At 66.6% G+C, this 24,054-nt stretch carries 24 protein-coding genes; 13 read left to right on the top strand and 11 right to left on the bottom strand.

Features of this window, described 5'->3' with window-relative positions:
• Positions 1-9: 9 nt before the first annotated feature.
• From B8W69_RS20940 to B8W69_RS20915, 5 genes are all read left to right on the top strand, one after another.
• Positions 10-1,578: an alpha/beta hydrolase gene (locus B8W69_RS20940; protein WP_110882010.1), complete on the top strand. Its 1,569-nt coding sequence runs from the start codon at positions 10-12 to the stop codon at positions 1,576-1,578.
• Between the two features lie 653 nt (positions 1,579-2,231).
• Positions 2,232-2,603, top strand: coding sequence for a DUF732 domain-containing protein (locus B8W69_RS20930; RefSeq protein WP_165762657.1), 372 nt, complete (start codon positions 2,232-2,234; stop codon positions 2,601-2,603).
• Positions 2,604-2,801: 198 nt separating this feature from the next.
• The gene (locus tag B8W69_RS20925) at positions 2,802-3,704 is read left to right on the top strand and encodes a tyrosine-type recombinase/integrase (RefSeq protein ID WP_085291690.1); all 903 of its coding nucleotides are present in this window, start codon (positions 2,802-2,804) and stop codon (positions 3,702-3,704) included.
• Entirely contained in the window at positions 3,701-4,012 is a 312-nt protein-coding gene (locus B8W69_RS20920) for a hypothetical protein (protein ID WP_085291689.1), read from the top strand. Before B8W69_RS20925 ends, B8W69_RS20920 begins: the two co-directional genes overlap by 4 nt.
• Positions 4,009-4,257 carry a hypothetical protein gene (locus tag B8W69_RS20915; protein ID WP_085291688.1) on the top strand — a complete coding sequence of 83 codons (249 nt, stop codon included), beginning with the start codon at positions 4,009-4,011 and terminating at the stop codon, positions 4,255-4,257. Before B8W69_RS20920 ends, B8W69_RS20915 begins: the two co-directional genes overlap by 4 nt.
• A 637-nt stretch (positions 4,258-4,894) precedes the next feature.
• Here the strand turns inward: B8W69_RS20915 and B8W69_RS20905 are convergent.
• From B8W69_RS20905 to B8W69_RS30360, 4 genes are all read right to left on the bottom strand, one after another.
• Positions 4,895-5,767: an NAD(P)-dependent oxidoreductase gene (locus B8W69_RS20905; RefSeq protein ID WP_220084566.1), complete on the bottom strand. Its 873-nt coding sequence runs from the start codon at positions 5,765-5,767 to the stop codon at positions 4,895-4,897.
• Positions 5,764-6,192, bottom strand: coding sequence for a cupin domain-containing protein (locus B8W69_RS20900; protein ID WP_085291687.1), 429 nt, complete (start codon positions 6,190-6,192; stop codon positions 5,764-5,766). The genes B8W69_RS20905 and B8W69_RS20900 overlap by 4 nt, the downstream gene beginning before the upstream one ends.
• A gap of 827 nt (positions 6,193-7,019) precedes the next feature.
• Positions 7,020-7,232, bottom strand: a complete 213-nt coding sequence (locus B8W69_RS20895; RefSeq protein WP_085291686.1) for a hypothetical protein — start codon at positions 7,230-7,232, stop codon at positions 7,020-7,022.
• A gap of 490 nt (positions 7,233-7,722) precedes the next feature.
• Positions 7,723-7,965 (bottom strand): hypothetical protein, encoded by a 243-nt coding sequence (locus tag B8W69_RS30360; protein ID WP_133058017.1) that lies wholly within the window; start codon positions 7,963-7,965, stop codon positions 7,723-7,725.
• Between the two features lie 177 nt (positions 7,966-8,142).
• On the opposite strand from B8W69_RS30360, the gene B8W69_RS20890 reads away from it, so the two are divergent.
• On the top strand, positions 8,143-8,424 hold the full coding sequence (locus B8W69_RS20890; RefSeq protein WP_085291753.1) for a hypothetical protein: 282 nt from the start codon (positions 8,143-8,145) through the stop codon (positions 8,422-8,424).
• 515 nt (positions 8,425-8,939) lie between these two features.
• Positions 8,940-9,395, top strand: a complete 456-nt coding sequence (locus B8W69_RS20885; RefSeq protein ID WP_110882009.1) for a PIN domain-containing protein — start codon at positions 8,940-8,942, stop codon at positions 9,393-9,395.
• A gap of 80 nt (positions 9,396-9,475) precedes the next feature.
• Here the strand turns inward: B8W69_RS20885 and B8W69_RS20880 are convergent, their stop codons facing one another.
• Positions 9,476-9,874: a hypothetical protein gene (locus tag B8W69_RS20880; protein ID WP_133058016.1), complete on the bottom strand. Its 399-nt coding sequence runs from the start codon at positions 9,872-9,874 to the stop codon at positions 9,476-9,478.
• Positions 9,875-10,077: 203 nt separating this feature from the next.
• Here B8W69_RS20880 and glnA (B8W69_RS20875) point away from each other — a divergent pair, with 203 nt between their 5' ends.
• The 5 genes from glnA (B8W69_RS20875) (at position 10,078) to B8W69_RS20855 (ending at position 16,550) form a co-directional block, all read left to right on the top strand.
• Positions 10,078-11,418 (top strand): type I glutamate--ammonia ligase, encoded by a 1,341-nt coding sequence (glnA, locus tag B8W69_RS20875; protein WP_065030618.1) that lies wholly within the window; start codon positions 10,078-10,080, stop codon positions 11,416-11,418.
• A gap of 50 nt (positions 11,419-11,468) precedes the next feature.
• Positions 11,469-14,453: a bifunctional [glutamine synthetase] adenylyltransferase/[glutamine synthetase]-adenylyl-L-tyrosine phosphorylase gene (locus tag B8W69_RS20870; RefSeq protein ID WP_085291684.1), complete on the top strand. Its 2,985-nt coding sequence runs from the start codon at positions 11,469-11,471 to the stop codon at positions 14,451-14,453.
• Positions 14,450-15,094, top strand: a complete 645-nt coding sequence (locus B8W69_RS20865) for a PaaI family thioesterase (RefSeq protein ID WP_085291683.1) — start codon at positions 14,450-14,452, stop codon at positions 15,092-15,094. The genes B8W69_RS20870 and B8W69_RS20865 overlap by 4 nt, the downstream gene beginning before the upstream one ends.
• Complete coding sequence (locus B8W69_RS20860) at positions 15,091-15,951, top strand: TIGR03619 family F420-dependent LLM class oxidoreductase (protein WP_085291682.1); 861 nt, start codon at positions 15,091-15,093, stop codon at positions 15,949-15,951. The genes B8W69_RS20865 and B8W69_RS20860 overlap by 4 nt, the downstream gene beginning before the upstream one ends.
• A gap of 107 nt (positions 15,952-16,058) precedes the next feature.
• Entirely contained in the window at positions 16,059-16,550 is a 492-nt protein-coding gene (locus B8W69_RS20855) for a hypothetical protein (RefSeq protein WP_085291681.1), read from the top strand.
• A 1,140-nt stretch (positions 16,551-17,690) separates the two neighbouring features.
• Here the strand turns inward: B8W69_RS20855 and glnA (B8W69_RS20845) are convergent.
• On the bottom strand, positions 17,691-19,127 hold the full coding sequence (gene glnA / locus B8W69_RS20845; RefSeq protein ID WP_085291679.1) for a type I glutamate--ammonia ligase: 1,437 nt from the start codon (positions 19,125-19,127) through the stop codon (positions 17,691-17,693).
• A gap of 244 nt (positions 19,128-19,371) precedes the next feature.
• Between glnA (B8W69_RS20845) and B8W69_RS20840 the strand changes: the two genes are divergently transcribed.
• Positions 19,372-19,794, top strand: a complete 423-nt coding sequence (locus B8W69_RS20840) for an RDD family protein (protein WP_085291678.1) — start codon at positions 19,372-19,374, stop codon at positions 19,792-19,794.
• 32 nt (positions 19,795-19,826) lie between these two features.
• On the opposite strand, the gene B8W69_RS20835 is transcribed toward B8W69_RS20840, so the two are convergent.
• The 5 genes from B8W69_RS20835 to sucB all read right to left on the bottom strand — a co-directional run.
• Positions 19,827-20,579, bottom strand: a complete 753-nt coding sequence (locus B8W69_RS20835; RefSeq protein ID WP_085291677.1) for a DUF4191 domain-containing protein — start codon at positions 20,577-20,579, stop codon at positions 19,827-19,829.
• Positions 20,580-20,636: 57 nt separating this feature from the next.
• The gene (gene lipA, locus B8W69_RS20830; protein ID WP_085291676.1) at positions 20,637-21,560 is read right to left on the bottom strand and encodes a lipoyl synthase; all 924 of its coding nucleotides are present in this window, start codon (positions 21,558-21,560) and stop codon (positions 20,637-20,639) included.
• Positions 21,557-22,264 (bottom strand): lipoyl(octanoyl) transferase LipB, encoded by a 708-nt coding sequence (gene lipB / locus B8W69_RS20825; protein WP_085291752.1) that lies wholly within the window; start codon positions 22,262-22,264, stop codon positions 21,557-21,559. The genes lipA and lipB overlap by 4 nt, the downstream gene beginning before the upstream one ends.
• A gap of 57 nt (positions 22,265-22,321) precedes the next feature.
• Complete coding sequence (locus B8W69_RS20820) at positions 22,322-23,245, bottom strand: TIGR01777 family oxidoreductase (RefSeq protein ID WP_085291675.1); 924 nt, start codon at positions 23,243-23,245, stop codon at positions 22,322-22,324.
• 16 nt (positions 23,246-23,261) lie between these two features.
• A partial coding sequence (gene sucB / locus B8W69_RS20815) for a 2-oxoglutarate dehydrogenase, E2 component, dihydrolipoamide succinyltransferase (protein ID WP_085291674.1) occupies positions 23,262-24,054 on the bottom strand: 793 nt, incomplete at its 5' end.

The raw sequence follows: 24,054 nt of genomic DNA, 5'->3' as shown, positions 1-24,054 counted from the left end.
GCTGCAACGATGACAGCCATGTCGCGCCTGAGATCCCTGAGCTCGGCGCTGTTTTCATTCGGGTTGCTGCTCGGTGGTCCCTGCGTCCTCGCGCCGCCCGGGGCCGTCGCCACGCCGGAACCCGGCGCCGGGCAGACGCCGGGCCCGAATCCGCCGTCGGCCGCGGTGCCGCAGGGCTGGGGAAGTTGCGGCCAATTCGTCGATGACACAAGCGAAGTCCCCACCGCACAGTGCACCACCGTGTCGGTGCCGATCGACTACAGCAACCCCGGCGGCGGGCAGGCCAAGCTGGCGGTGATCCGGGTACCCGCGACGGGCCAACGGGTTGGATCGCTTCTGGTCAATCCCGGCGGTCCCGGCGGTTCGGCGGTCGACATGGTGGCCGCGATGGCCTCGAACCTGGAGGACTCTCCGGTCCGGCGCAACTTCGATCTGGTCGGCTTCGATCCGAGGGGAGTCGGTCACTCGACGCCTGCGCTGCGCTGCCGGACCGACGCCGAGTTCGACGCGTACCGGCGTGAGCCGATGGTCGACTACAGCCCCGGCGGGGTCGCGCATATCGAGCAGCTCTACCGGCAGCTGGCCCAGCAGTGTGTCAGCCGGATGGGCGCGGCGTTCCTGGCCCACACCGGCACCGCCTCGGTCGCCCGCGACATGGATGCCGTCCGCCAGGCGCTGGGCGACGACCAGATCAACTACCTGGGCTACAGCTACGGCACCGAGTTGGGCACCGCCTACCTGGAGAAGTTCAGCAACCACGTGCGCACGATGGTGCTCGACGGCGCCATCGACCCGACCGTCGGGCCGATCGACGAGAACGTCAACCAAATGGCGGGATTCCAAACCGCTTTCAACGACTACGCCACCGACTGCGCCCGCTCGGCGGGCTGTCCGCTGGGCACCGACCCGACCCAATTCGTCAACCGGTACCACGCGCTGGTCGACCCGCTGGCGACCAAGCCGGGCCGCACCGCGGACCCGCGCGGCCTGAGCTACGCCGACGCGACCACCGGCACCATCAACGCGCTCTACACGCCGGCGCACTGGAAATACCTGACCAGCGGCCTGCTCGGCCTGGCGCGCGGCACCGACGCCGGTGACCTGTTGTTGCTCGCCGACGACTATGACGGGCGCGACAAGAACGGGCACTACGCCAACGACCAGGATGCCTTCAACGCGATCCGCTGCGTCGACGCGCCGAATCCGACCGACCAGGCCAGCTGGGTGAGCGCCGATCGGCGCATCCGTCAGGCCGCGCCGTTCCTCAGCTACGGCCAATTCACCGGAAACGCTCCCCGCGATTTATGCGCGCTATGGCCGGTGCCCGCGACGTCGGCGCCGCACGCCGCACCGCCCATGGCCGCCGGCAAGGTCGTCGTCGTCTCCACCACCCACGATCCGGCCACGCCGTATCAGGCCGGCGTGAACCTGGCCCGCCAGCTGGGCGGCCCGCTGATCACCTACGACGGCACGCAGCACACCGCGGTGTTCAACGGCCACCAATGCGTGGACAACGCCGTCGTCCGCTATCTGGTCGCAGGCACACCACCGCCGGCCGCCTATCGCTGCCAGTCCTGACCAGCACCGGCCCCCGCCCGCCGCTCGGGGGACGAAATGATGCGTCCCGCCGAGCGCAGCGATGCATGTCATAGCTTTTTCACACGGCTTTTGGATCACGGTGAGAGCTGGACATGGCCCCGCGGTGGAGGCTGGGGCGGAGGCGGCGGTGCAGGAGGCGGTGCAGGCGGCGGTGGTGCGTCCTGTTGCGGTGCGGGTCCTTGTTGCCGCGGCGGGGACAGCGGTTGCTCCGCCCGGGGTGGGGCCGCCGCGACGGGCGGCTCGAGCGGCTTAACCGTTGGTGGTGGCGGGATCTGGGGCGGATCGGGCGTGAGCTCGCCTACCGGAGCCGGCTTGATTAACGCGGTGAGCACGATGCCGTGTGCGCTGAATGCCCGAGCCGCCGGCAGCTGTGGCGTGCCGGCCACGATCGGGGGCATGCTTAGCAACGCCGCGATCACCGCACACGCCGTCGCCTGAAGGGGCGCGCTCCGATGCTGCCGTCGCGCCATGCCGCTCAGCTGCGGGTTCGGGCGAAAGCGCTGTGGTGATCGATGATGACAACCGGTTATGATGTCGATCATTGCAGGCGCCAGCCACCTCCGCTGTTACCGTTCGGTATCCAATAGATGAGATCTGCCGAGCTGGTGACACAAAGAAACGAAAATTCTGCCGTGCGCGTCCGAATCGCCCGCCTCGCAGAGGCTCTGGTCAACACTTCGGTGCTGCTTGCCGCCCCAGTTATCTGCGCCGGCGGCGCGGGGGCCGACCCGAGTCAGGACGCGCAATTCGTGGCGTTGCTCGCCCAGCAACAGATTCCGGCCACCGATAACGTGCCGGGGCTCGTCTATCGAGCCCGTGAGATTTGTGGCGAACTCGATCACGGGTCCTCGGTCCAGGACGCCGTGGACGAGGAAGTGAACAGGGCGTACTCGGAAAATCCGTCCCTACGCATAGTCTCCGATCGCGTCAGCCGCACCGCGGTCAAATTCGTCACCGCATCGGTGGACGTCTACTGCCCGAGCCATCAAGGCGAGCTCCCGTAGCGCCGACTGCGTTCGTTTGCGCCTACCGCTGCCAGTCCTGACCAGCGCCCGGCAAGCTTCGCAATGCTTCTGAGCGGGCATCGGTAACACAGAGCTATCGATGGTTAGCAAATCTGCAGACTAACGGTTCTACCTGCAGGAATGCCGATCAAGTGTCAGATAACACGCCCGCATAGCATTCAAGTGTAGGATAACGATATGAAATCGAGTTTGCTGGACTTGCGGGAGCTGTTGGCGTCGTGGCAAATCGTGCTACGCGCCCAACGCAAGTCGCCGCAGACGTTGCGGAGCTACCGGCTCGGCGTCGAGGCGTTCCTCGACTACTGCCGCCAACAGGACATCCCGCCGGAGCTGACCAAGGCGGCCGTCACCGGCTGGCTGGCATCCCTGGCGAGCAGTGAGGCCGCGACGGTGCGGCTGCGGCTGACCGCCGTGAAGCTGTTCGCCAGGTGGCTCGCCACCGAGGAGGGGTTCGACCCCGATCCGATCCTCTCCCTCAAGCCACCGAAACTCGACGACCGCTCGGTGCCCGACCTCAGCGAGGACGAGGTGCGCAAGCTCATCAAAGTGTGCGAGGGCACCGAGATTCGGGATCGGCGGGATAAAGCGATGCTTGTGCTCCTGGCGGAGACCGGGGTCCGGGCCGCCGAACTGTTGGCGCTCGACATCTCCGACGTAGATGTGGAGCTGTGCACGCTGCACGTGGTGAGAGGCAAGGGCGGCCGGGGGCGCCGTGTCCGCTTCTCGCCGGGCTGCGCCGCAGTCCTCGATAGTTACTGCCGTACCCGACGCCGCGCCGGGCAGCCCGCAGACAGCGGGCCGCTGTGGGTGAGCGCCAGGGGCAAGAGGCTCTCCTACACCGGCCTGGTAAGCACACTCAAAAGCCGCGCAACGCAGGCCAAAGTCAACAACTTTCATGTTCATAGGCTGCGTCATACGGCCGCGGTGCGCTGGCTGAAAAACGGGGGCACTGAGACCGGGCTGATGGCGCACGCGGGCTGGACCGACAACACTATGGTCGGTCGCTACGCGAAGGCCGCCGTCGAACAGCGAGCCGCCGCCGAGTTCGACCGCCTCAACCTCGGGCTGGGGGAAGTGTGAGCAATCCGGTGCACCTGAGCCGTGAGGAGTTCGACAAGAACAAACAGGACATCCTCGATGCTCTTGATGCACTTCTGCTTAACCCTAAAAGCCGTAGGCGATTTCGTGATCTAGAACTGTACGAAAAGACGACCGGAGAATTACTCGCCGAGGTATTTCACATCCGGTTCGGCACGGTAGTGGTCCACCGTTCTTACGGGCGGGTCTCGCTGGTCGGCAACGCCCCATTCTTCAGGCAAGGTGCCAGCCAGGACGATTTGATCGTCGCCCCCCTCACAGGCGATCCCCTCAGCGCTTTCACATCGTGAGTGCCAACTCGTCCAACCGCAGCATTTCCGGCGGAGACATCGAACAGTGGCTAAAGGAGGGCAAAAAGAGCCACGCCATTGACCAACCCACGCTCGATAAGCGGCCCAGGACGCTAGAGCAACAGATGGCCGGGTGGCTCGCCGACCACGTTGAAGACATCGCAGCCATCCCAAACGCCGGCGAAATCTACCGCGGGGTCAAGCAACTCAGGGACGACATATTGCGTGTCTTGAACGGAGAATAGGCACAGCGCTGCTAGGCTATGGTTTCGTCATACGGCTGAGACCGTGAACGCTCGCATTGGTTGGGCAGCGAGCCGCGACCCGAAGGGGGAGCGGCAGCCATACCCGCATCAGAATTTGAGAAGTCCCAGCAGCATCGTGTCAACGCGCACCGTTCCTGGGCGAACATAGTAGATCGCACGAAGCGAACAGCCCCGGCGCGCGCAGCGCTTAAGCGAAGTTCCTTCGTGAAGCCGATGGCGACCCTAAGCGCGCTAAGGCGCTACGCAAGGCTTACTACGCCAATCTCGTGTTGAAGTCGGTTCAGGCCCGTCGCCGACGCAGCGAGCACCGCAAGGCTGTTGAAGAGGCCCGTATCGCCAAACTGATTGGCGTCGGCGAATGACCACCTCAAACTCAATGGGGCCGCCGGGAGGGGAAGGGGCCGCCCGACCACCACAGAGGGACGGCCATCCCACCACATTTACCAACCAACACTCGACCGCGTTTCGCGGCCGTGGCTCCAATTGGCGTGGGTCGCGGGGCGCCTGGCAGCGAAAAAACCCGGATTTTCCTGTTTGCTTGAAGGGTCACCGCGACGTTGAGGACGCCGAAACTCAAGGGGCTGAACCGGATCCGCCGATCTCGCTTTGGCGCCAGTCACGGCGAACGCCGGCCGTACTCGACCAGGGCGGTGACGTCGTGCGTCTCCCACCCATCCTGAGCCACTCGGCGGTAGGCGTCGCGCGCGGCCTCGGTGACCGGCAGCGGTGCCCCGCTGCCCTTGGCGAGGTCTAAGAAGAGCGTCACATCCTTGGCGCCCTGCACGGTGCTGAACCAACCGGCGTGATTGGGGTCGAAGAAGACGTCGATGCGGTTGCGCAGACCCGCGGGCATCATCGGCGACTCGCGCAAGATGGCCGCCAAGGTCGCGTCGTCGACACCCGCGGCGCGGCCCGCGCGTATGGTCTCGGCGATTACCGCCAGCTGCACCAGCAGCATCTGGTTGTTTAATAGCTTGATGACCGCCGCGGTCTGCGGGTTCTCGCCGACATCGAGTGCCCCGGCGAACGCCTGCCACAGCGGTAGCAGCGCCTGACGGGCTACGGCCGGGCCGCCGACGATGAACTTGGCCGCACCCGAGCGCAGGGCCTGCGGCGCCCCGAGGATCGGCGCGTTGACAAACCGCTCACCGTAGGCGTGCGCGAGAGCAGTGATGACATCGGGAGCCACCGTGCCGGTGTTGACCACCAGGGTCTGTGCCCAGCTCGCTCGCGCCTCACCTTGGGGAGTCGCCACGTCGAGGGTGCTCCGGTCGTCGGCCAGGCACAGGAACACGGCATCACAGTCGTCACCGAGGTCATCCGCAGAGTCCATGACCGTGGCTCCTTGTTCCTGGAGTGCACCAGCCCGGCCAGCGGTCCGATTCCACACGCTGACCTGGTGACCCACCTCGAGCAACCGCTCTGCCAGCGCGCGCCCCATCCTGCCCAGCCCGATGACCGCTATCCGCATGGACTGCTTCGTTTTCATTGTCCGCCTCCAACCGATGCGGTCGCCTCACCCTTGTAGGCCTCGTAGCCGATATCGTCGAGCGCACCCACCCCGGAGAAGAAGTGCAGGACCTGGCTGTCCACGGTGCTCACGTTGCTGATCTCATGCCAGTTTCCGCGCGGGATGACAAGGACCTGTCCGGGCGACACCTCGACGCGGGATCCCGGCGCGCCGAGGAACTGCACTACACCGCTCAACGGGACGATGACCATGTCAGCGTAGGGGTGCCGGTGCATGTGGTGGACGAAACCGGGCGGGAACGTGATTTGGTCGAGGACCACGTCATCCGTGCCGGTGAGCGCCTTGCTGAGCAGGTGGCGGTTGACCTGGTGGCCGGTGATGTCCCACCTGGTGAATACATGTGGCTCAACCTCACCGATATTGAGCAGCTTCACTTCTGACATAGCTTCCTACCTCCTCTCTAATGCGCCTTTGCGTCATGAGTGCCTTCACACCGGTGGGCTTGCGGGCGATTTGTCGGCCCGTGTATTCCGGTTGCTTTAAGCATCACGCCACAACCTGATCCCGTCCAACGAATGTTGGAGATGAACTTGGTCTGCCAGAAACATTCAAGCCAACGACGACATCATCGTCGCGCCTGGCTGCCGCGTCTGCTCGAGGCTGTGGAGTCGTTGCGGCAGGTGTTCTCGTCGCGCTCAGCCAGCAGCCGGTCCCGCGCATCGGCCAACGTGTGAATCACGACCGCTGCCAACGTCTCCCAACCAAGAGACCTAACCGCAGCCAGGCGCCGTTGCCCGGCAACGGCGCCTGATGCGGATTGGCGGAAACGAGGCGCTATCAAATTCCGCAAGCCTGCGGAATTTGACAAGGTCGATGCGCGTCTCAGGCTGCGGCTCAATCAATTCGACACTCACTCGGCACCCCCTTCGCTAGCCGCAGGCGGAAGAAAGTCTTCGAGGGGGCGTTTGAGGCAGGCACCGCACACCACGGCTGTGCCGTCGAGGGATAGTCGGGCACCCGCGGCGTGCGCGGCCGAGATCGCGATGGCTGTCGAGCCGCCCGCACCGGCATCCCGCTTGCAATAACCGCACGAGTACTGCTGCCGCGGTTGTAATCGACGCGGATGAAGGCGGTCCGGTGCAGCTAAGGATCAACACGCAACGGCGCAGTTCACCCCTCGACTCTGCCGCCTGTTGTGCAGGCGCCTTGCGAGCTGCGGCGCGGACCGGGATTTTGGTAAATGTTCCCGGCCCGCGCGCTCCCGTCCCGGTTAGAGCCTGCGGTAGCCACGGTCGTAACCGGCGAGGTAGCCCGACCGGTGAGCGTTCGCAACGGTTTGCTCTAGAACCCGATCAGCCCGCCTCCTGGCGATTTCGTTTTGCCAGCGGCGACCGATCCAAATCCCGGCAACGAAGATCGCGACTTCGTGGAGAACGATGACCAGGAAGGCGATTACGAAAATGATTGCGACGAGTTGGTTCACTTTGCCCTCTTCTAAAGACGCGCTTAAAGAAGAGGGGCCGGACCCCTGCGCCCCTGCGCACATGGGTGCGCGGTACTACCCTCACCGCGACGGCGGGCCCGCAATATGCAAACCGCTGGACTTCTACTCTGAAGCCCCTTCGACCGGAGGTCCGGCCTGCGCGTATACCCGCGGCCAGATCTCTCAACCACACAAAGCTTCCATAATTTCTAGGCAGCTAACAACTTGGAGGTGTTGAATGGGCAACACCTGCCTGTTAGTAGGCGACGAAATAGGAATCGCCCGAACTAGTTTCGCGTCATTCAGCAAGGGGCTGAGTCAGGCGCACGTGTTCACGACGGCGGGCACGACCCAGGACCGCCCCCAACCTCTACGCGACGACCACCGCGGCCGCGATGATGGCGGCGTACCCGTGAACCACGCCCCGCAGAACGGCTAAAGCGCAATGGAGACAACGAAAGAAGCAGGTGGATTGTCATCTTGTACAATGTCAAAGTTGACAATCGCGGTGAGTCTGTAACGCCATGGCTACAGACGCTTCCGGCGCATCGTTCGCCAAAGGCCTTGGGGATGTGCGGGTGTCCACCATATCCGACGTGATCTCGCCTTCGGCGATGCCTTGCTCGATGTCTTCGGCGAGGAGCCGGGAGAGTTCGTAGAGGGCGATGATGGAGTTTGGTAAATTCCGCAGGCTTGCGGAATTTGATAGCGCCTCGTTTCGGCCAATCCGCATGAGTTGTCGGGCAACCTGATCGTTGATTCCGATCTACATTGTTCCGACGCAGCCCATCGCGTTCGGGTTCCCAAGAGATTTATCCTCCTCTACATGGCGAAGCGCAGCCCGGAGGAGTATGCGGAGATGAGCCGCGCGGTGGAGGCCGGCGAGTACACAGTGAACGGCCCGTTGGAAGTGTTCGCCCGCAGCTCAGATCCGAGCGCCTACGAGATTGACGCCTGGCTGGACTCCGAGGAGATCACCCCCGCCGACGTGCGCGACGCCACCCACTTCCGGCGTATCCGTGCCGCGGTGACCGGCGACGCCGCCCCGGCCGAGCTACAGGCGGCGGTGGCGGCGGCCCGCGACGTCGGCGACAGCTGGGCGATTATCGGCCTAGCACTAGGGATTAGCCGCCAGGCCGCGGAGCAGCGGTACGGCACCACGCATAAACCCGACGAGGGAGGGGACGAGTAATTGCACGTGGACGAATACGGGTGGGGTGACGCTTCGGTGAGTTTCCCCGACTGGAGTGGCACTGCACAGCTCGACGAGAAAAAGACCGGAGACGTCGATGTCTACACGCTCACCGGCATCGACATCGACGAGTGGCAGATCATTGGTCTCGACTTCGGAGCCGGTGAGTCGGGTCCGCATAACGTTCATGTCATCGCGGTGCCGAGGTCGGAGTGGGGTCAAAGCCCGCCATCGGACCTATCGCATGTTAAAGCGGTCGACATTCAAATCCACAACGGAATCGACCCTTTTGACCTGCTTCGGCAAATCACACACCTCCTGGAGATGCGGTTCCGCATCCGCGCAGTCAAGAACTCGACCATCAGCATCAACGATTTCTGGACGAGCCACCCCAGGACTAGAGGTTGCCCCCGGTGGAAAGAGTCCGGGGGCAACCTATTTGGTTCGACGCGTGCGTCGCCGGTCCGGTTCCCAGCGCAATTAGTTGAGCGCCGCGGCGACTACACTGCCGCGCTATGCGACGCGTGGTCGTGGATTCCAACGCGATTGACCCCCTCATCGACATTCCTGGCGCCTACGAGGCCATGCGTTCATCGATCGAACAGGGGCAACTTGAGGTGCTGTACACCCACGTCAACATCGACGAACTCGCCGTGGTTCCCGACGAGGACCGCCGAGCACGCCTCCTTTTAGCGCTCGCCGCGTTGGGGAATCTCGTCCCAACCGGCGCGCGCGTCCTGGACTTCTCCCGCCTTAACTGGGCTCGCTTCGGAGATGACCGGGAGGCCCTTGAGGAATTTCGATCCGGCAACATTGATCACACCCGTGATGCTCTGATCGCTGCCACGGCCCAGTACGAGCAGTGTGAACTCGTGACCAATGAGCGTCGGCTTACGAATCGTGCTCGCGCGCGTGGACTCACAGTAATCACGACGGAAAAGCTGCTCAAGGACCTGGGCTTCACGGTCTGATCGTGGTACTGGCGGGGGCATGACGCCGGCCGAAAAGCTCAGGTGCCCGCTTTGGACACCTGAGTGTTGTGCGGCGTGTTTCAGATGAAGGTGTCGGTGCAGCGCGACCAGCAGTCGATCTCATCGGCGGCGGCCTGGAGCGCCTCGGCAAACGCGAATCCTTCCGCGGCCAACTCCGGGTCTGTGATGCCGTCTATCTCGGCCGTGTTGAGCAAGCTGTAGGCGTGTTGCCTTACCGCCGCCGCGCCGAAGTCGGTGCTCTCAGACATGTCGTCGAGGGGCGCCACGGTTACCCACCGGTGGGGTACCGTCCCGTCGGCGCATTGCTGGCCGACGATATCGACGCTGCAGCCGCCCGCGGTGCGGCGGGTGCCGCCGAACAACCGCACCAGCCGCCCGTCCTTGCCGGGTAACCATTCTCCGACGCGAGTCGCGTCGGCGGGCACCCGAATGTTGAGTCTGGGGCCGAACTCGTTCACGTTGGTCATAGTGGCACTGGTCCGTCGATAATGAGCACGGTTGGCATAAATGTGGCCCTCCTTTTTCGACCGGCGAGGGACGTAGCGGACTGTAGGATAATCCCCCGCACAGCGCTCGCAGACGACCACGTATTCACAGGTCAGCGCACAGCACTAGCGTCGGTGTAACACAGAGTTAACAGCCGTTGCATACTGTTCGAGTTATGGATCGACAGAAGGAATTCGTCCTCCGCACCCTCGAGGAACGAGACATCCGCTTCGTTCGGCTGTGGTTTACCGATGTGCTCGGTTTCCTCAAGTCGGTCGCCATCGCCCCGGCCGAACTCGAGGGCGCCTTCGAGGAGGGCATCGGCTTCGACGGCTCCTCGATCGAGGGCTTCTCGCGGGTCTCGGAATCCGACACCGTGGCCAACCCCGACCCGTCCACCTTCCAGGTGCTGCCGTGGGCCTCGCCCAACGGCCACCACCACTCGGCGCGGATGTTCTGCGACATCACCATGCCGGACGGATCGCCGTCGTGGGCGGACCCGCGGCACGTGCTGCGCCGCCAGCTGCAGAAGGCCAACGACCTGGGCTTCTCCTGCTACGTGCACCCCGAGATCGAATTCTTCCTGCTGAAGCCGGGCCCCGACGACGGCACGCCGCCAGTCCCCGTCGACAACGCCGGCTACTTCGATCAGGCCGTCCACGACTCAGCCTCCAACTTCCGCCGCCACGCGATCGAATCCCTGGAATTCATGGGCATCTCGGTGGAGTTCAGCCACCACGAGGGCGCGCCCGGCCAGCAGGAGATCGATCTGCGCTTCGCCGACGCGCTGTCGATGGCCGACAACGTGATGACGTTCCGCTACGTCATCAAGGAGGTCGCCATCGAGAACGGCGCCCGCGCAACCTTCATGCCCAAGCCGTTCGGCCAGCACCCCGGCTCAGCCATGCACACCCACATGAGCCTGTTCGAGGGTGACGTCAACGCGTTCCACAGCCCCGACGACCCGTTGCAGCTCTCCGACGTGGGCAAGTCCTTCATCGCCGGGATCCTCGAGCACGCCTCGGAGATCAGCGCCGTCACCAACCAATGGGTCAACTCCTACAAGCGACTGGTCGGCGGCGGCGAGGCGCCCACCGCAGCGTCGTGGGGTGCGGCCAACCGGTCCGCCCTGGTGCGGGTGCCCATGTACACGCCGCACAAGACGTCGTCGCGGCGCGTCGAGGTCCGCAGCCCCGATTCGGCGTGCAACCCGTACCTGGCCTTCGCGGTGCTGCTGGCCGCCGGGCTGCGCGGAGTGGAGAAGGGCTACGTGCTGGGACCGCAGGCCGAGGACAACGTGTGGGACCTGACCGCCGAGGAACGCATCGCGATGGGCTATCGCGAGCTGCCGACGAGCCTGGACAGCGCGCTGCGCGCCATGGAGTCTTCCGAGCTGGTCGCGGAAACCTTGGGGGAGCACGTCTTTGACTTCTTCCTGCGCAATAAGCGCACGGAGTGGGCCAACTACCGTAGCCACGTCACCCCGTACGAGCTGAGCACCTACCTGTCGCTCTGACCCGGATCGGGCGCCGATCAGGCTGAACGCCGGCGGCTTGCGCTACGGTCGTGGGCGTGACCAAACCCGCGACGCAGCGCCCCAGGCTGCCCAGCGTCGGCCGGCTCGGGTTGGTCGATCCGCAAGCGGCCGAACGCATGGCGCAGCTGGGTTGGTACGACCACGACGACCAGGCCCACGTCGACCTGCTCTGGTCGTTGTCGCGCGCGCCCGATCCCGACGCCGCGCTGCTCGCCCTGGTCCGGCTGTCGGAGAACCCCGACGCCGGATGGGATCAGCTCAACGCCGCCCTGCTGGCCGAACGTCCGCTACGCGGCCGGCTGTTCGGCGTGCTCGGCTCGTCGCTGGCCCTGGGTGATCACCTGATCGCGCAGCCCGAGTCCTGGAAACTCTTGCGCGGCAACGTCACGCTGCCCACCCACGACCGGCTGTGCGACATGTTCACCGAATGCGTCGACGAAGCGCTGAAGGCGCCGGGTTCGGCGATGGTGCGCCTTCGCACGCTGTACCGCGACCAGCTGCTGGTGCTGGCCGCGCTGGATCTGGCCGCGACGGTCGAGGACGAACCGGTGCTGCCGTTCACCATGGTGGCGGCCCACCTGTCGAACCTGGCGGACGCCGCGCTGGCCGCCGCGCTGCGGGTAGCCGAGAACAGCGTGTGCGGCGACCGGACGCCGCCGCGGCTGGCGGTCATCGCGATGGGCAAATGCGGTGCCCGCGAACTGAACTACGTCAGCGACGTCGACGTCATCTTCGTCGGCGAGCAGGCCGACCCGATCACCACCCGGGTGGCCGGCGAGATGATGCGGCTGGCCTCCGAGGCCTTCTTCCAGGTCGATGCCGGGCTGCGGCCGGAGGGGCGCAGCGGGGAACTGGTCCGCACCGTCGAGTCGCACGTCGCCTACTACCAGCGCTGGGCGAAGACTTGGGAGTTCCAGGCGCTGCTGAAAGCCCGTGCGGCGGTGGGCGACGCGGAGCTCGGGCAGCGCTACCTGGACGCGCTGATGCCGATGGTCTGGGTCGCCTGCGAGCGTGAGGATTTCGTGGTCGAGGTGCAGGCCATGCGCCGCCGGGTCGAGCAGCTGGTGCCCGCCGAGGTCCGCGGCCGCGAGATCAAGCTCGGCAGCGGCGGATTGCGTGACGTGGAATTCGCCGTGCAGCTCCTGCAGCTGGTGCACGGCCGAGGCGATGACTCGCTGCACGTGGCGTCGACGGTCGACGCGCTGGCCGCGCTGGGCCAGGGCGGCTACATTGGCCGCGAGGACGCGGCCAACCTGACCGCCTCCTACGAATTCCTCCGGCTGCTCGAGCACCGGCTGCAGCTGCAGCGGCTCAAGCGCACCCACCTGCTGCCCGAGGCCGACGACGAGGAGGCGGTGCGCTGGCTGGCGCGGGCCGCCCACATCCGGCCGGACGGGCGCCACGACGCGGCCGGGGTGTTGCGCGAGGAGTTGCGGCACCAGAACCTGCGGGTGTCCCAGCTGCACGCCAAGCTCTTCTATCAGCCGCTGCTGGAATCGATCGGCCCGCCCGGGCTGGAGATCGCCCGCGGCATGACCTCCGAAGCCGCCGAGCGCCAGCTGGCGGCGCTGGGCTACGAGGGTCCGCAGACCGCGCTGAAGCACATGTCGGCCCTGGTCAACCTGAGCGGGCGGCGCGGCCGGGTGCAGTCGGTGCTGCTGCCCAGGCTGCTGAACTGGATGTCCTACACGCCGGACCCCGACGGCGGGCTGCTGGCCTACCGGCGGCTCTCCGAGGCGCTGTCCGGCGAAAGCTGGTACCTGGCCACGCTGCGCGACAAGCCCGCCGTGGCCCGCCGGCTGATGCACGTGCTGGGCACCTCGGCGTACGTGCCGGACCTGCTGATGCGCGCGCCGAGGGTGATTCAGGACTACAGCGACGGGCCGTCGGGCCCCAGACTGCTCGACACCGACCCCGCCTCGGTGGCCCGCGCGCTGGTCGCCGCGGCCAGCCGCTACTCCGACCCGGTGCGCGCGATCGCCGGGGCGCGCACGCTGCGACGGCGCGAGCTGGCCCGCATCGCGTCCGCCGACCTGCTCGGCATGCTCGAGGTCACCGACGTGTGCGGGGCGCTGACCTCGGTGTGGGTGGCGGTGTTGCAGGCCGCGCTGGACGCGATGATCCGGGTCAACCTGCCCGCAGACGGTAAGGCGCCGGCCGCGATCGCGGTCATCGGGATGGGCCGGCTGGGCGGCGCCGAGTTGGGTTACGGGTCCGACGCCGACGTGATGTTCGTCTGCGAACCCGCGCCCGGCGTCGAGGATACCGCGGCGGTGCGCTGGGCGACAGGTGTCGCCGAACAGATTCGGGCGCTGCTGGGGACGCCCAGCGTCGATCCGCCGCTGGAGGTCGACGCCAACCTGCGGCCCGAGGGCCGCAGTGGTCCACTGGTGCGCACCCTCGCGTCCTACGCCGCCTACTACGAGCAGTGGGCGCAGCCGTGGGAGATCCAGGCGCTGCTGCGCGCGCACTCGGTCGCCGGCGACGCGGAGCTGGGGCAGCGGTTCCTGCTGATGGCCGACAAGACGCGGTATCCGGCCCACGGGGTGTCCGCCGAGGCGATGCAGGAGATCCGGCGGATCAAGGCCCGTGTCGATTCGGAGCGGTTGCCGCGCGGCGCTGACCCCAACACGCACACCAAGCTGGGCCGCGGGGGGCTGGCCGACGTCGAATGGACCGTGCAAATGCTGCAACTGCGGCACGCGCACGAGATTCCCGCGCTGCACAACACCTCGACGCTGCAGTGCCTGGACGCGATCGCCGCGGCCGACCTGGTGCCCGCCGACGAGGTGGAGCTGTTGCGACAGGCCTGGCTGACCGCCACCCGGGCGCGCAATGCGCTGGTGCTGGTCCGCGGTAAGCCCACCGACCAGTTGCCCGGGCCCGGACGCCAGCTCAACGCGGTCGCCGTGGCCGCGGGCTGGCCGACCGATGAGGGCGGGGAGTTCCTGGACAACTATCTGCGGGTGACGCGACGGGCAAAAGCGGTGGTGCGCAAGGTGTTTGGAAGTTGAGTCAGGAGGCTGGCGCGTTGGACGCCATATTCGAGGTGCTCAGCGCGGCGGAGGCCGATCGCGTGACCGCGCTGTACGCTCCGCTGGCCGACGCGGTCCGCGAGCTCGTCGACGCCACCATCCGGACCGAGGCCGACGACGACGTCGTCGCCGAGGCCAAGCGGGCGATCGAGGCCGTCACCGCGTCGCTGCGGCAACGCACCCGCCCGCTCGGGGTGAGCTACCGGGTCAACGGCCGCCCGCTGCCGCTGGGCAACGCCGCGATCGGCGTGTGCAACCCCATCGCCCCGCCGATCGTCGTGCACCACGATGGCGACGGGCGCTGCTGGAGCGAGTTCACCCTCGGCTCGGCCTACGAGGGTCCGCCCAAGCTGGTGCACGGCGGCGTCAGCGCCCTGGTGCTCGACCACATGCTCGGCGAGGCGGCCAGCGAGGGGCTGTCCAAGGCGCGCTTCACCGGCACCATCACCGTCAAGTACCTGCGCGGCACCCCGCTGGGCCCGCTTCGCTGCGAGGCGTGGGTCGACGGCAAGGAGGGCCGCAAAGTCTTTGCGCGCGGCATTATTTCGGATGCCGCCGGCGTCACCGTCGAGGCCGACGGGGTCTTCATCGAGCCGGCCTGGGCGCAGGAGGCGCAGTGAAGTTCTACATCAGCAGCGCCTTCCTGAACACCCGCGAGATCATCGAGCTCGCCAAGGCGGCAGACGAGCTCGGCTACGACGGGATCGGCATCCCCGACCACGTCGTCAACCTGGAGACCCTGGACACCCCGTACCCGTACACCAAAGACGGGGAACGACGCTGGCAGCCCTTCACCGACTGGCCCGATCCCTGGGTGCTCGTCGGTGCGCTGGCTCAGGTCACCACGCGGCTGCGGTTCGTCAACACCGTCTACATCCCCGCGATGCGCAACCCGTACTCGGCGGCCAAAGCCATTGGCACCGCGGCGGTTCTGGCGTCCGGCCGGGTGGAGCTGGGCATCGGTGTGGGGTGGTGCCGCGAGGAATTCGCTTTGATGGGTGAGCAGTTCGAGGCCCGCGGCAAGCGCACCGACGAAATCATCGACTTGATGCGGGCGCTGTGGTCGCCGGGCTGGACCGAGTTCGACGGCCAGTTCTACCAAGCCCCGCGGCTGGAGATGCAGCCCACTCCGCCACCGATACCGGTGTATGTCGGGGGGCTCAGCGACATCGCGCTGCGCCGCGCCGCCCGCAACGACGGTTGGATCGGCGACCTGATCAAGTCCGAGCGGGCCATCGAGGCGGTCGGCCGGCTGCGGGAGATGCGCGCCGAAAACGGTTTGAACATGGACGATTTCACCATTCTGACGCCGCTGACCGACGCGTTCACCACCGCCGACTATCAGCGCGTCGAGGACGCCGGGATCACCGGCATCATCACCATGCCATGGATGTTCTACGCCGGGCCCGATGCCAGCCTGGACGACAAGATCGACGGCATGCAGCGCTTCCGCAAAGACCTCGCGCTCGACGGCTAGAGGACACCTAATTCGACGCCTCCGGGCACCTAAACGGCGGCGAAGGCACGCTCGCGCGGCGCCCCATCACCTATGTTTCGGGAATCCCTGCCCCGAACGGAGTCCAGATGCGCCCCACTGTTTGCATCGCGGCAGCGGCCGTCGCAGTGGTGACGGCGGCGTGCGGTGGTTCACCGTATGTGGGCTTCTCGACGACCACGGGTGGGAACCACACCAACACCGTCACGACCATCGTGTCGCAGGCCACGACCGCCGCCGCCGTCGCGTATCTGCGGTCGCTGATCCCGACGCCGGCGACCACGAACAGAACCGACGGCCCCGATCCCATTCATGACGGCGGCATCCGTTCGCACTTCTTCGTCAACGGGCCGCCGGCCGACGTGATGACCGCGTACAAGGCCGCGCTGTTGAGCATGAACTGGACGCTGATCGTCGACAGCGCAGGTAACGGACCGGGCGGCGGCGGGGCGACGTATACCGCCAGAAATGGCAACGCCTTCGGGGTCTTCACCGGAGGGGGCTTCGGCAGCACGACGGACATCGACGCCTGCGCGTGGCCGTCAGCGCCCGCCGACAAGGACTGTGCGCGCCGCGGATAACAGCCGAGGCAGCAAAATGCGAAACCACCCGCGCGGCAATCTCCACGCGGGTGGTTTCGTCAACCCGACTCGGACGTGGTAGTGCGGCGCGAACTACCCGGTTCAGCCGAATGGTTTGGCTTTCATTCTGACCCGACTGGGCGGTGGACGCTGCGCGCGGTAGCAACCGACGCAGCGTCGAGTTCGGCACGCAGTCAACCACATTCAGACCGCAGAGTCAGGTCGACCGGAGGCCCGCGTTGACGCTGTTGGTGATGCGCTGGTAGTCACGCCCGGCAGCTTGCCATCGTTTGTTCTCGATTTTGTTGAGGGTGCTCATATTTCGGGAGGGCGTTACGTGCGGTCGAGGGATGCCAGTGTTTTTCGTTGAACAGATTTCAATCTCACATGTGAGGCCGCGGTTTTCGTGGGCGATTGGCGTAGCCGCTGACGTGTCCGCAGGGGTCGCTTGCTGAGATTTTCAATAGGCACTGGTCAGTGTGGTTACAGACACGGCGGGCAGTGGTACTTTTGACTGGATCCCGAGTTGGCCAAGCAAAACATGCGACGTCAACGGGACGAGGAGATGTGGTTATGAACCTCAAACAATTCACGGCAAAAGCAACCCTCGTCGGCGGATTGGGCTTAGCCGCCGTCGGACTTGGTATTGGAACGGCGATTGCAGATCCGCCGTCTCCGCCACCGGTACCCGCACCGCCGCCCGTTCCGGGCGCTCCTGGCGTTCCGGACGCCCCCGGCGTTTCGGATACGCAAAATGGCGTTCCGGCCGCGCCGGCCGCACCCAACGCGCCGGCCGCACCCACCGCGCCGGCGGCACCTAACGCGCCGGCGGCACCTAACGTGCCAGGCGCGCCGGGCCAGCCTGTAACGCCTTAGCCAGTAGAAGAATTCGGCGTTCTTATCGTCGTCGAGCTTGGACACATGTCTCGGCGAGCTCGACGCTGGCCGCGGCTCGGGTTCAGAACACCGAAAACCGTCGTGGCCGTGCCATTTCACCGATGCGTCGAGTTGAGTCTCGTTCAGGAGTGGTTGACATCGAGCATGACGAGAAGTTCGTCTAGGCCCGTTTCAGCATGGCCGACGCCCAAGATGAAAACACCCGCGTGGCGATGTGCCACGCGGGTGTTTTCGTCAACCGACCTAGACGTCGTAGTACAGCGCGAATTCGTAAGGGTGCGGTCGGATCTGGACCGGCAGGATCTCGTTTTCGCGCTTGAAGTTGATCCACGTCTCGATGAGGTCGGGCGTGAAAACGCCGCCTTCGGTGAGGTATTCGTGGTCTTCTTCGAGCCGGTCGATCACCGCCGACAGCTGCGTGGGCGCCTGCGGGATGTTGGCGGCCTCCTCCGGCGGGAGCTCGTAGAGGTCCTTGTCGACCGGCGCCTGCGGCTCGATCTTGTTCTTGATGCCGTCCAGGCCGGCCATCAGCATGGCCGAGAACGCCAGGTACGGGTTGCCCGACGAGTCGGGGCAACGGAACTCGAGCCGCTTGGCCTTCGGGTTGGTGCCGGTGATCGGGATGCGGACACACGCCGACCGGTTGCGCTGGCTGTAGACCAGGTTGATCGGCGCCTCGTAGCCGGGCACCAGGCGCTTGTAGGAGTTCACGGTGGGGTTGGTGAACGCCAGCAGCGACGGCGCATGGTGCAGCAGGCCGCCGATGTAGTGACGGGCGGTGTCCGACAGGCCGGCATACCCGGTCTCGTCGTACATCAGCGGGCTGCCGTCCTTCCACAGCGACTGGTGGCAGTGCATGCCGGAGCCGTTGTCGCCGAACAGCGGCTTGGGCATGAACGTGACGGTCTTGCCGTTCTGCCAGGCCGTGTTCTTGACGATGTACTTGTAGAGCATCATGTCATCGGCCGCGTGCAGCAGCGTGTTGAACTTGTAGTTGATCTCGGCCTGGCCGCCGGTGCCCACCTCGTGGTGGCCCTTCTCCAGGCTGAAGCCGGCCGTGATCAGGTTGTGCAGCATCTTGTCGCGCAGGTCGACGTAGTGGTCGACGGGGGCGACGGGGAAGTAGCCGCCCTTGGGCCGCACCTTGTAGCCGCGGTTCGGGCTGCCGTCGAGCTCGTTCGGCGAACCGGTGTTCCACCAGCCCGCGATCGCGTCGATCTCGTAGAACGAGCCGTTGGTGCGCGAGTCGAAGCTCACCGAGTCGAAGATGTAGAACTCCGCCTCGGCGCCGAAGTAGGCGGTGTCGGCCACGCCGGTGCTGATCAGGTAGTTCTCGGCCTTGCGGGCGATGTTGCGCGGGTCGCGCGAGTACGGCTCGAGGGTGAATGGGTCGTGCACGAAGAAGTTGAGGTTCAGCGTCTTGGCTGCGCGGAACAGGTCGATCTGCGCGGTCGCGGGATCGGGGAGGAGCAGCATGTCGGATTCGTGAATGGACTGGAATCCGCGAATCGACGAGCCGTCGAAGGCTAAGCCGTCCTCAAAAACGCTCTCGTCGAAGAACGAAATCGGAATTGTGAAGTGCTGCATGATGCCGGGCAGGTCACAGAACCGGACGTCGACAAATTCGACGTTTTCGTCCTTAGCGAGTTTGAAGACGTCGTCGGGCGTCGTTTCCGTCACAGAATGCTCCTTTACTTGGTGAGATCCGCGGCCTGACGCTATGGACCAGATGTTGCCCGTCAGTCAACCCGATGTTGCGCGCACGTTACGTGACCATGCCACACGCTAAAAGTGGCCGCGTCGGCGGCGGGTTCTATTGTGGGGCCATGGATCGCAAGATCGTATCTTTTCTGGTGGCCGGGCGCACCGTCCGCCCTCCTTGCCAGGCCGTTCTGGCCGGTTATTCGGACCGCGGTCCGCGCCGATGATGGCGGAATCACGATCCGCATACCCCGGGGAGAAGCTCGGATTTCCGCAGAGCGGGCCGGGATCGCTGGCGCCGATGGGGCGCCGGTTGGGCGCGCTGATGATCGACTGGCTGATCTCGTACGGCCTGGCCGCGCTGGCCATGCGATTCGGCTGGTTGTCCCAGCCGGCGCTGGCCACCGCGGTCCTGGTGATCTGGTTCGTGCTGGGTGTGGTGTTTTTGCGGTTGTTCGGGTTCACGCCCGGCCAGCTGGCGCTGCGCCTCCAGGTGGTGACGGTGGACGGTCGCGGGTCGGTCGGGCTGGGCCGGGCGGTGGTGCGCGGCGTGCTGGTCGGGACGGTGGTGCCGGCGTTGTTCACCGACTTCGACGGCCGCGGGATCCAGGACCGGCTGACCGCGACGGCCGTCGTGCGCCGCTGAATTCATGGCGGCCAGGCCGCTGAAGCCCTGCGCTACTTGCGGCGTACGGTGCGCTGCACACCGCGCATCTTGCCGGAGTTGGGCAGCGGCCCCTTGGGCATGATGGCGGCTCCGGCCCGAGACCCCAGCGCGGCCAGCCGCGACTCCAGGGTGTCCATCTGCTTGACGGTGATGTTGGCCGGCAGCTTGGTCAGATGGCGCTCCAGCTTGGCCAAAGACACCTCGTCCTCGCCGTTGCCGACGATGATGTCGTAGATCGGCACGTCCCCGATCAGCCGCGCGGTGCGCTTCTTCTCCTGTGCCAGCAGCGGTCGGACCCGGGTCGCCGCCCCCTCGCCGACCAGGATCACGCCGGGCCGGCCGATCACCCGGTGCACGGCGTCGAAATGGCCGGTCGCGGCCACCCCCGGGGTCACCCGCCACTTGCCCCGCAGGTTGTCCAAAGCCCATGCGGCGGCACCGGTTTGGCCTTCGGCCTTGCGGTACACCGACTTCTGGGCGCGGCGGCCGAACACGATGAAGGCGACCAGCCCGCCCAGCACCACCCCAAGCGGGATCAGGGTGATCATCGTCAGCCCGCCGGCCCAGATGCCGACCCCCACCGAGATGCCCACGATCAGCAGGAAGGAGCCGATCATGTACGGCAGGAGGCGCTTGTCCTCCTGGCGTTGAATGTTGAACGCCTGCCACAACTGGGTGCGCCGCTCCCGCGCGGCGGCCTTGCGGGCGGCCTGCGCCTGCGCTCGGGCGGCCTTGTTCTCAGCGGCGGTGCGGGGTTTAGCCATAGTCAAAGAATACGTAGGGCCGCGACGGGCAGGCGCCGCCACCGTGCCGCGGCGTCGTCAGGCGCGGCTGCGGGCGGCCTGCTCGTAGAGCCGTCCTGCGCGATAGGACGAGCGCACCAGCGGTCCGGCCAGCACCCCGGCGAAACCCAGCTGTTCGGCGTGCTGCGCGAACTCGACGAATTCCTCCGGCTTCACCCAGCGCTCGACGGGGTGGTGACGCGCCGACGGGCGCAGGTACTGGGTGATGGTGATGATGTCGCAGCCGGCGTCGTGCAGGTCGGCCAGGGCGGTCCGCACCTCGTCGGGCGTCTCGCCCATGCCGAGGATGAGGTTGCTCTTGGTGACCAGCCCGAAGTCGCGCGCCGCGGTCAGCACGTCCAGGCTCCGCCGGTAGGTGAAGGCGGGCCGGATCCGCTTGAAGATGCGCGGCACGGTTTCGACGTTGTGCGCCAGCACTTCCGGGCGCGACTCGAACACCTCGGCCAGCCGGGTGGGCTCGCCGTTGAAGTCGGGGATCAACAGCTCGACGCCGGTCGACGGGTTGAGTTCCTTGATGGCCCGCACCGTCTCGGCGTACAGCCAGGCACCGCCGTCGGGCAGATCGTCGCGGGCCACGCCGGTGACCGTGGCGTAGCGCAGTCCCATCGTGCGCACGCTGTCGGCGACTCGCCGGGGCTCGTCGCGATCCAGTTCGGCGGGCTTCCCGGTGTCGATCTGGCAGAAGTCGCAGCGGCGGGTGCACTGGTCGCCGCCGATCAGGAAGGTGGCCTCGCGGTCCTCCCAGCATTCGAAGATGTTGGGGCAGCCGGCCTCCTCGCAGACCGTGTGCAGCCCCTCGCGCCGGACCAAGCTCTTGAGCTGGGTGTACTCCGGGCCCATCCGGGCCCGCACCCTGATCCACGGCGGTTTGCGCTCGATCGGGGTCTCGGCGTTGCGCACTTCCAGGCGCAACAGCTTGCGTCCTTCGGGTGCGACAGTCACATCGCTGATGCTACTCGGGCGGCGGGGTGTTCACGGACCGGCAGGACGCCGTCGAGGGCATCGCAGACGGCGTCGCCGACCGAAGTCTGGACGTCCTCGACCGACACCGCGCGGCGCAGTTCGGCCGACAGCGACGTCACCCCGGCGTCGCTGATGCCGCACGGCACGATCGCGTTGAAGGCGTCCAGGTCGCAGTCGCAGTTGAGGGCGAATCCGTGCAGGGTGGTCGCCCGCGACACCCGGACGCCGATCGCGGCGACCTTGCGGTCGGGTCGGCCCTCGCCGCCAGGCACCCACACCCCGGAGCGGCCCGGCACCCGGACCGCGTCCACGCCCAGGTCGGCGCAGACCTTGATCAGCGCCTCTTCCAGGCGTCGCACGTAGTTGACCACGTCGAGCGGTTCGGCCAGGCCGATGATCGGATACCCGACCAACTGGCCGGGACCGTGCCAGGTGATCTTGCCGCCGCGGTCGGTGTCTATGACATCTGCGACGCGCGCGTCGCTTACCGGTCGTTCGTGCGGCTCGGTGCGCCGGCCCGCCGTGTAGACCGCGGGGTGCTCCAGCAGCAGCAGCGTGTCGCTGCCACCGGCCGCCCGGGCGTCGGCGAGATCGCGTTGCTGCTGCCAGGCCACGCGGTAGTCGACGATGCCGAGACGGCGCACATCGATCAAGGCCTGGCTGGACCGGATGGAATCGATCACGTCCGCGACGGTACTCGGCCCGGGCCGGCCGGGCACAGCCCGGGCGACGCGGCGGCGCTAGTCGTGGTCGCGTCGGGCCGTGGCATAGGCGAGCGCCTCGCCAATGGTGTTGTGGTGGAAGACGAAACCGGCGCGCTCGAGCGCGGACGGGATGGCGCGTTGCCCCATCAGCAGGCCCTCGTCGGCGAACTCGCCCAGCGCGGCACGGATGGCGAAACCCGGCACCATCAATGGCGTCGGTCGGTTGACCGCCCGCCCGAAAGCCGTGGTGAATTCGGCGTTGGTGACCGGCGCGGGCCCGGTCATGTTCACCGGGCCGGACAGCTCGGGGTCGAAAATCGCGAACAGCAGCGCGCGCACTTCGTCTTCCAGCGTGATCCACGACATGTATTGCCGCCCGCCGCCCAGCCGGGCGCCGAGCCCGGCGCGGAACAACGGCCGCAACCCGCCCAGCGCGCCGCCGGCGGGGGAGAACACCAGCCCGGTGCGGGCCAGTACCACCCGCGCGCCCGCGTACTGGGCGGGCAGCGTGGCGGCCTCCCAGTCTTCGCACAGCCGGGCCAGGAAACCCTTTCCCGCGCGGTCGTTTTCATCGACCACGCGGTCCTTGGTGTTGCCGTAGAAGCCCACCGCGCTGGCGTTGACCAGGGTCGCCACACCGGCATCGGCGACGGCATGCGCCAGGACCTCGGTGGGGGCGATGCGGCTGTCCCGCAGGCTCTGCTTGAAGGCGCCCGACCACCGCCGCTTGCCGATGTTGACGCCGCACAGGTTGACTACGGCGTCGACGTCGACGAGCGTGTCGGGATCGAGATCGCCGGTCTCGGGATTCCAGTGCAGCTCATCGGCGTTCGCCGGGGCCCGGCGCACGATGCGCAACACCCGGTGATCGGCGGCGCGCAGGGCCGCGGCCAGGGCGGAACCGATCAGTCCGGACGAACCCGCAATCGCGACGATGGAGTTCTGACCAGCGCGAGCCACGTTCGCATGTCCTTCTTTACAGGCCGAGGTCGGCCTCGAAGGCTGCCTCTTCCAGCCGGTGCTTGATGGTGGTCAGGAAGCGGCCGGCGTCCGCGCCGTCGATCAGCCGGTGGTCGTAGGTCAGCGGCAGATAGCAGATCGACCGGACGCCGATCGATTCGTTGCCGCTGTCGTCGACCACGACCCGCGGCCGCTTGACGATCGCGCCGGTGCCCAGCATGGCGGCCTGCGGCGGAACCAGGATCGGGGTGTCGAACAGCGCACCCTGGCTGCCGATGTTGGTGATCGTGAAGGTGCCGCCGGACAACTCGTCGGGTTTCAGGTTGCCCGACCGGGCGCGCGCGGCGATGTCGGCGATCGCCCTGGCCAGCCCGGCCACGGACAGGTCGCCCGCGTTGTGCACGACGGGGGAGAGCAGGCCCTGTTCGGTGTCGACCGCGAAGCCGAGGTGCTCGGCGTCGTAGTAGGTGATCTCCTTGGTGTCCTCGTTGTAGCTCGCGTTGACGTTGGGGTGGATCTTCAGCGCGTCGATCACCGCGCGGGCGATGAACGGCAGGAAGGTCAGGTTCACCCCCTCGCGCTCGGCGAACGCCGCCTTGGCCCTGGCCCGCAACCCGACCAGCCTGGTCATGTCGACCTCGTGGGTCTGGGTGAGTTGGGCTGTCACCTGCAGGGATTCGCGGGTCTTGTTCGCGGTGATCTGACGGATCCGGCTGGCTTTCTGGGTGGTGCCCCGCAGGTGGGCCAGCGCGGGAGCCGGGGTGGTGGGCGCCGCGACGGCCTTGGGGGCGGCGGCAGCGGGGGCCGCC

Source organism: Mycolicibacterium vulneris, from assembly GCF_002104765.1.
In the GTDB taxonomy this organism is placed as follows: domain Bacteria; phylum Actinomycetota; class Actinomycetes; order Mycobacteriales; family Mycobacteriaceae; genus Mycobacterium; species Mycobacterium vulneris.
Note: the sequence above shows the minus strand (reverse complement) of the source record. Positions and strands in the feature narration are given on the sequence as shown.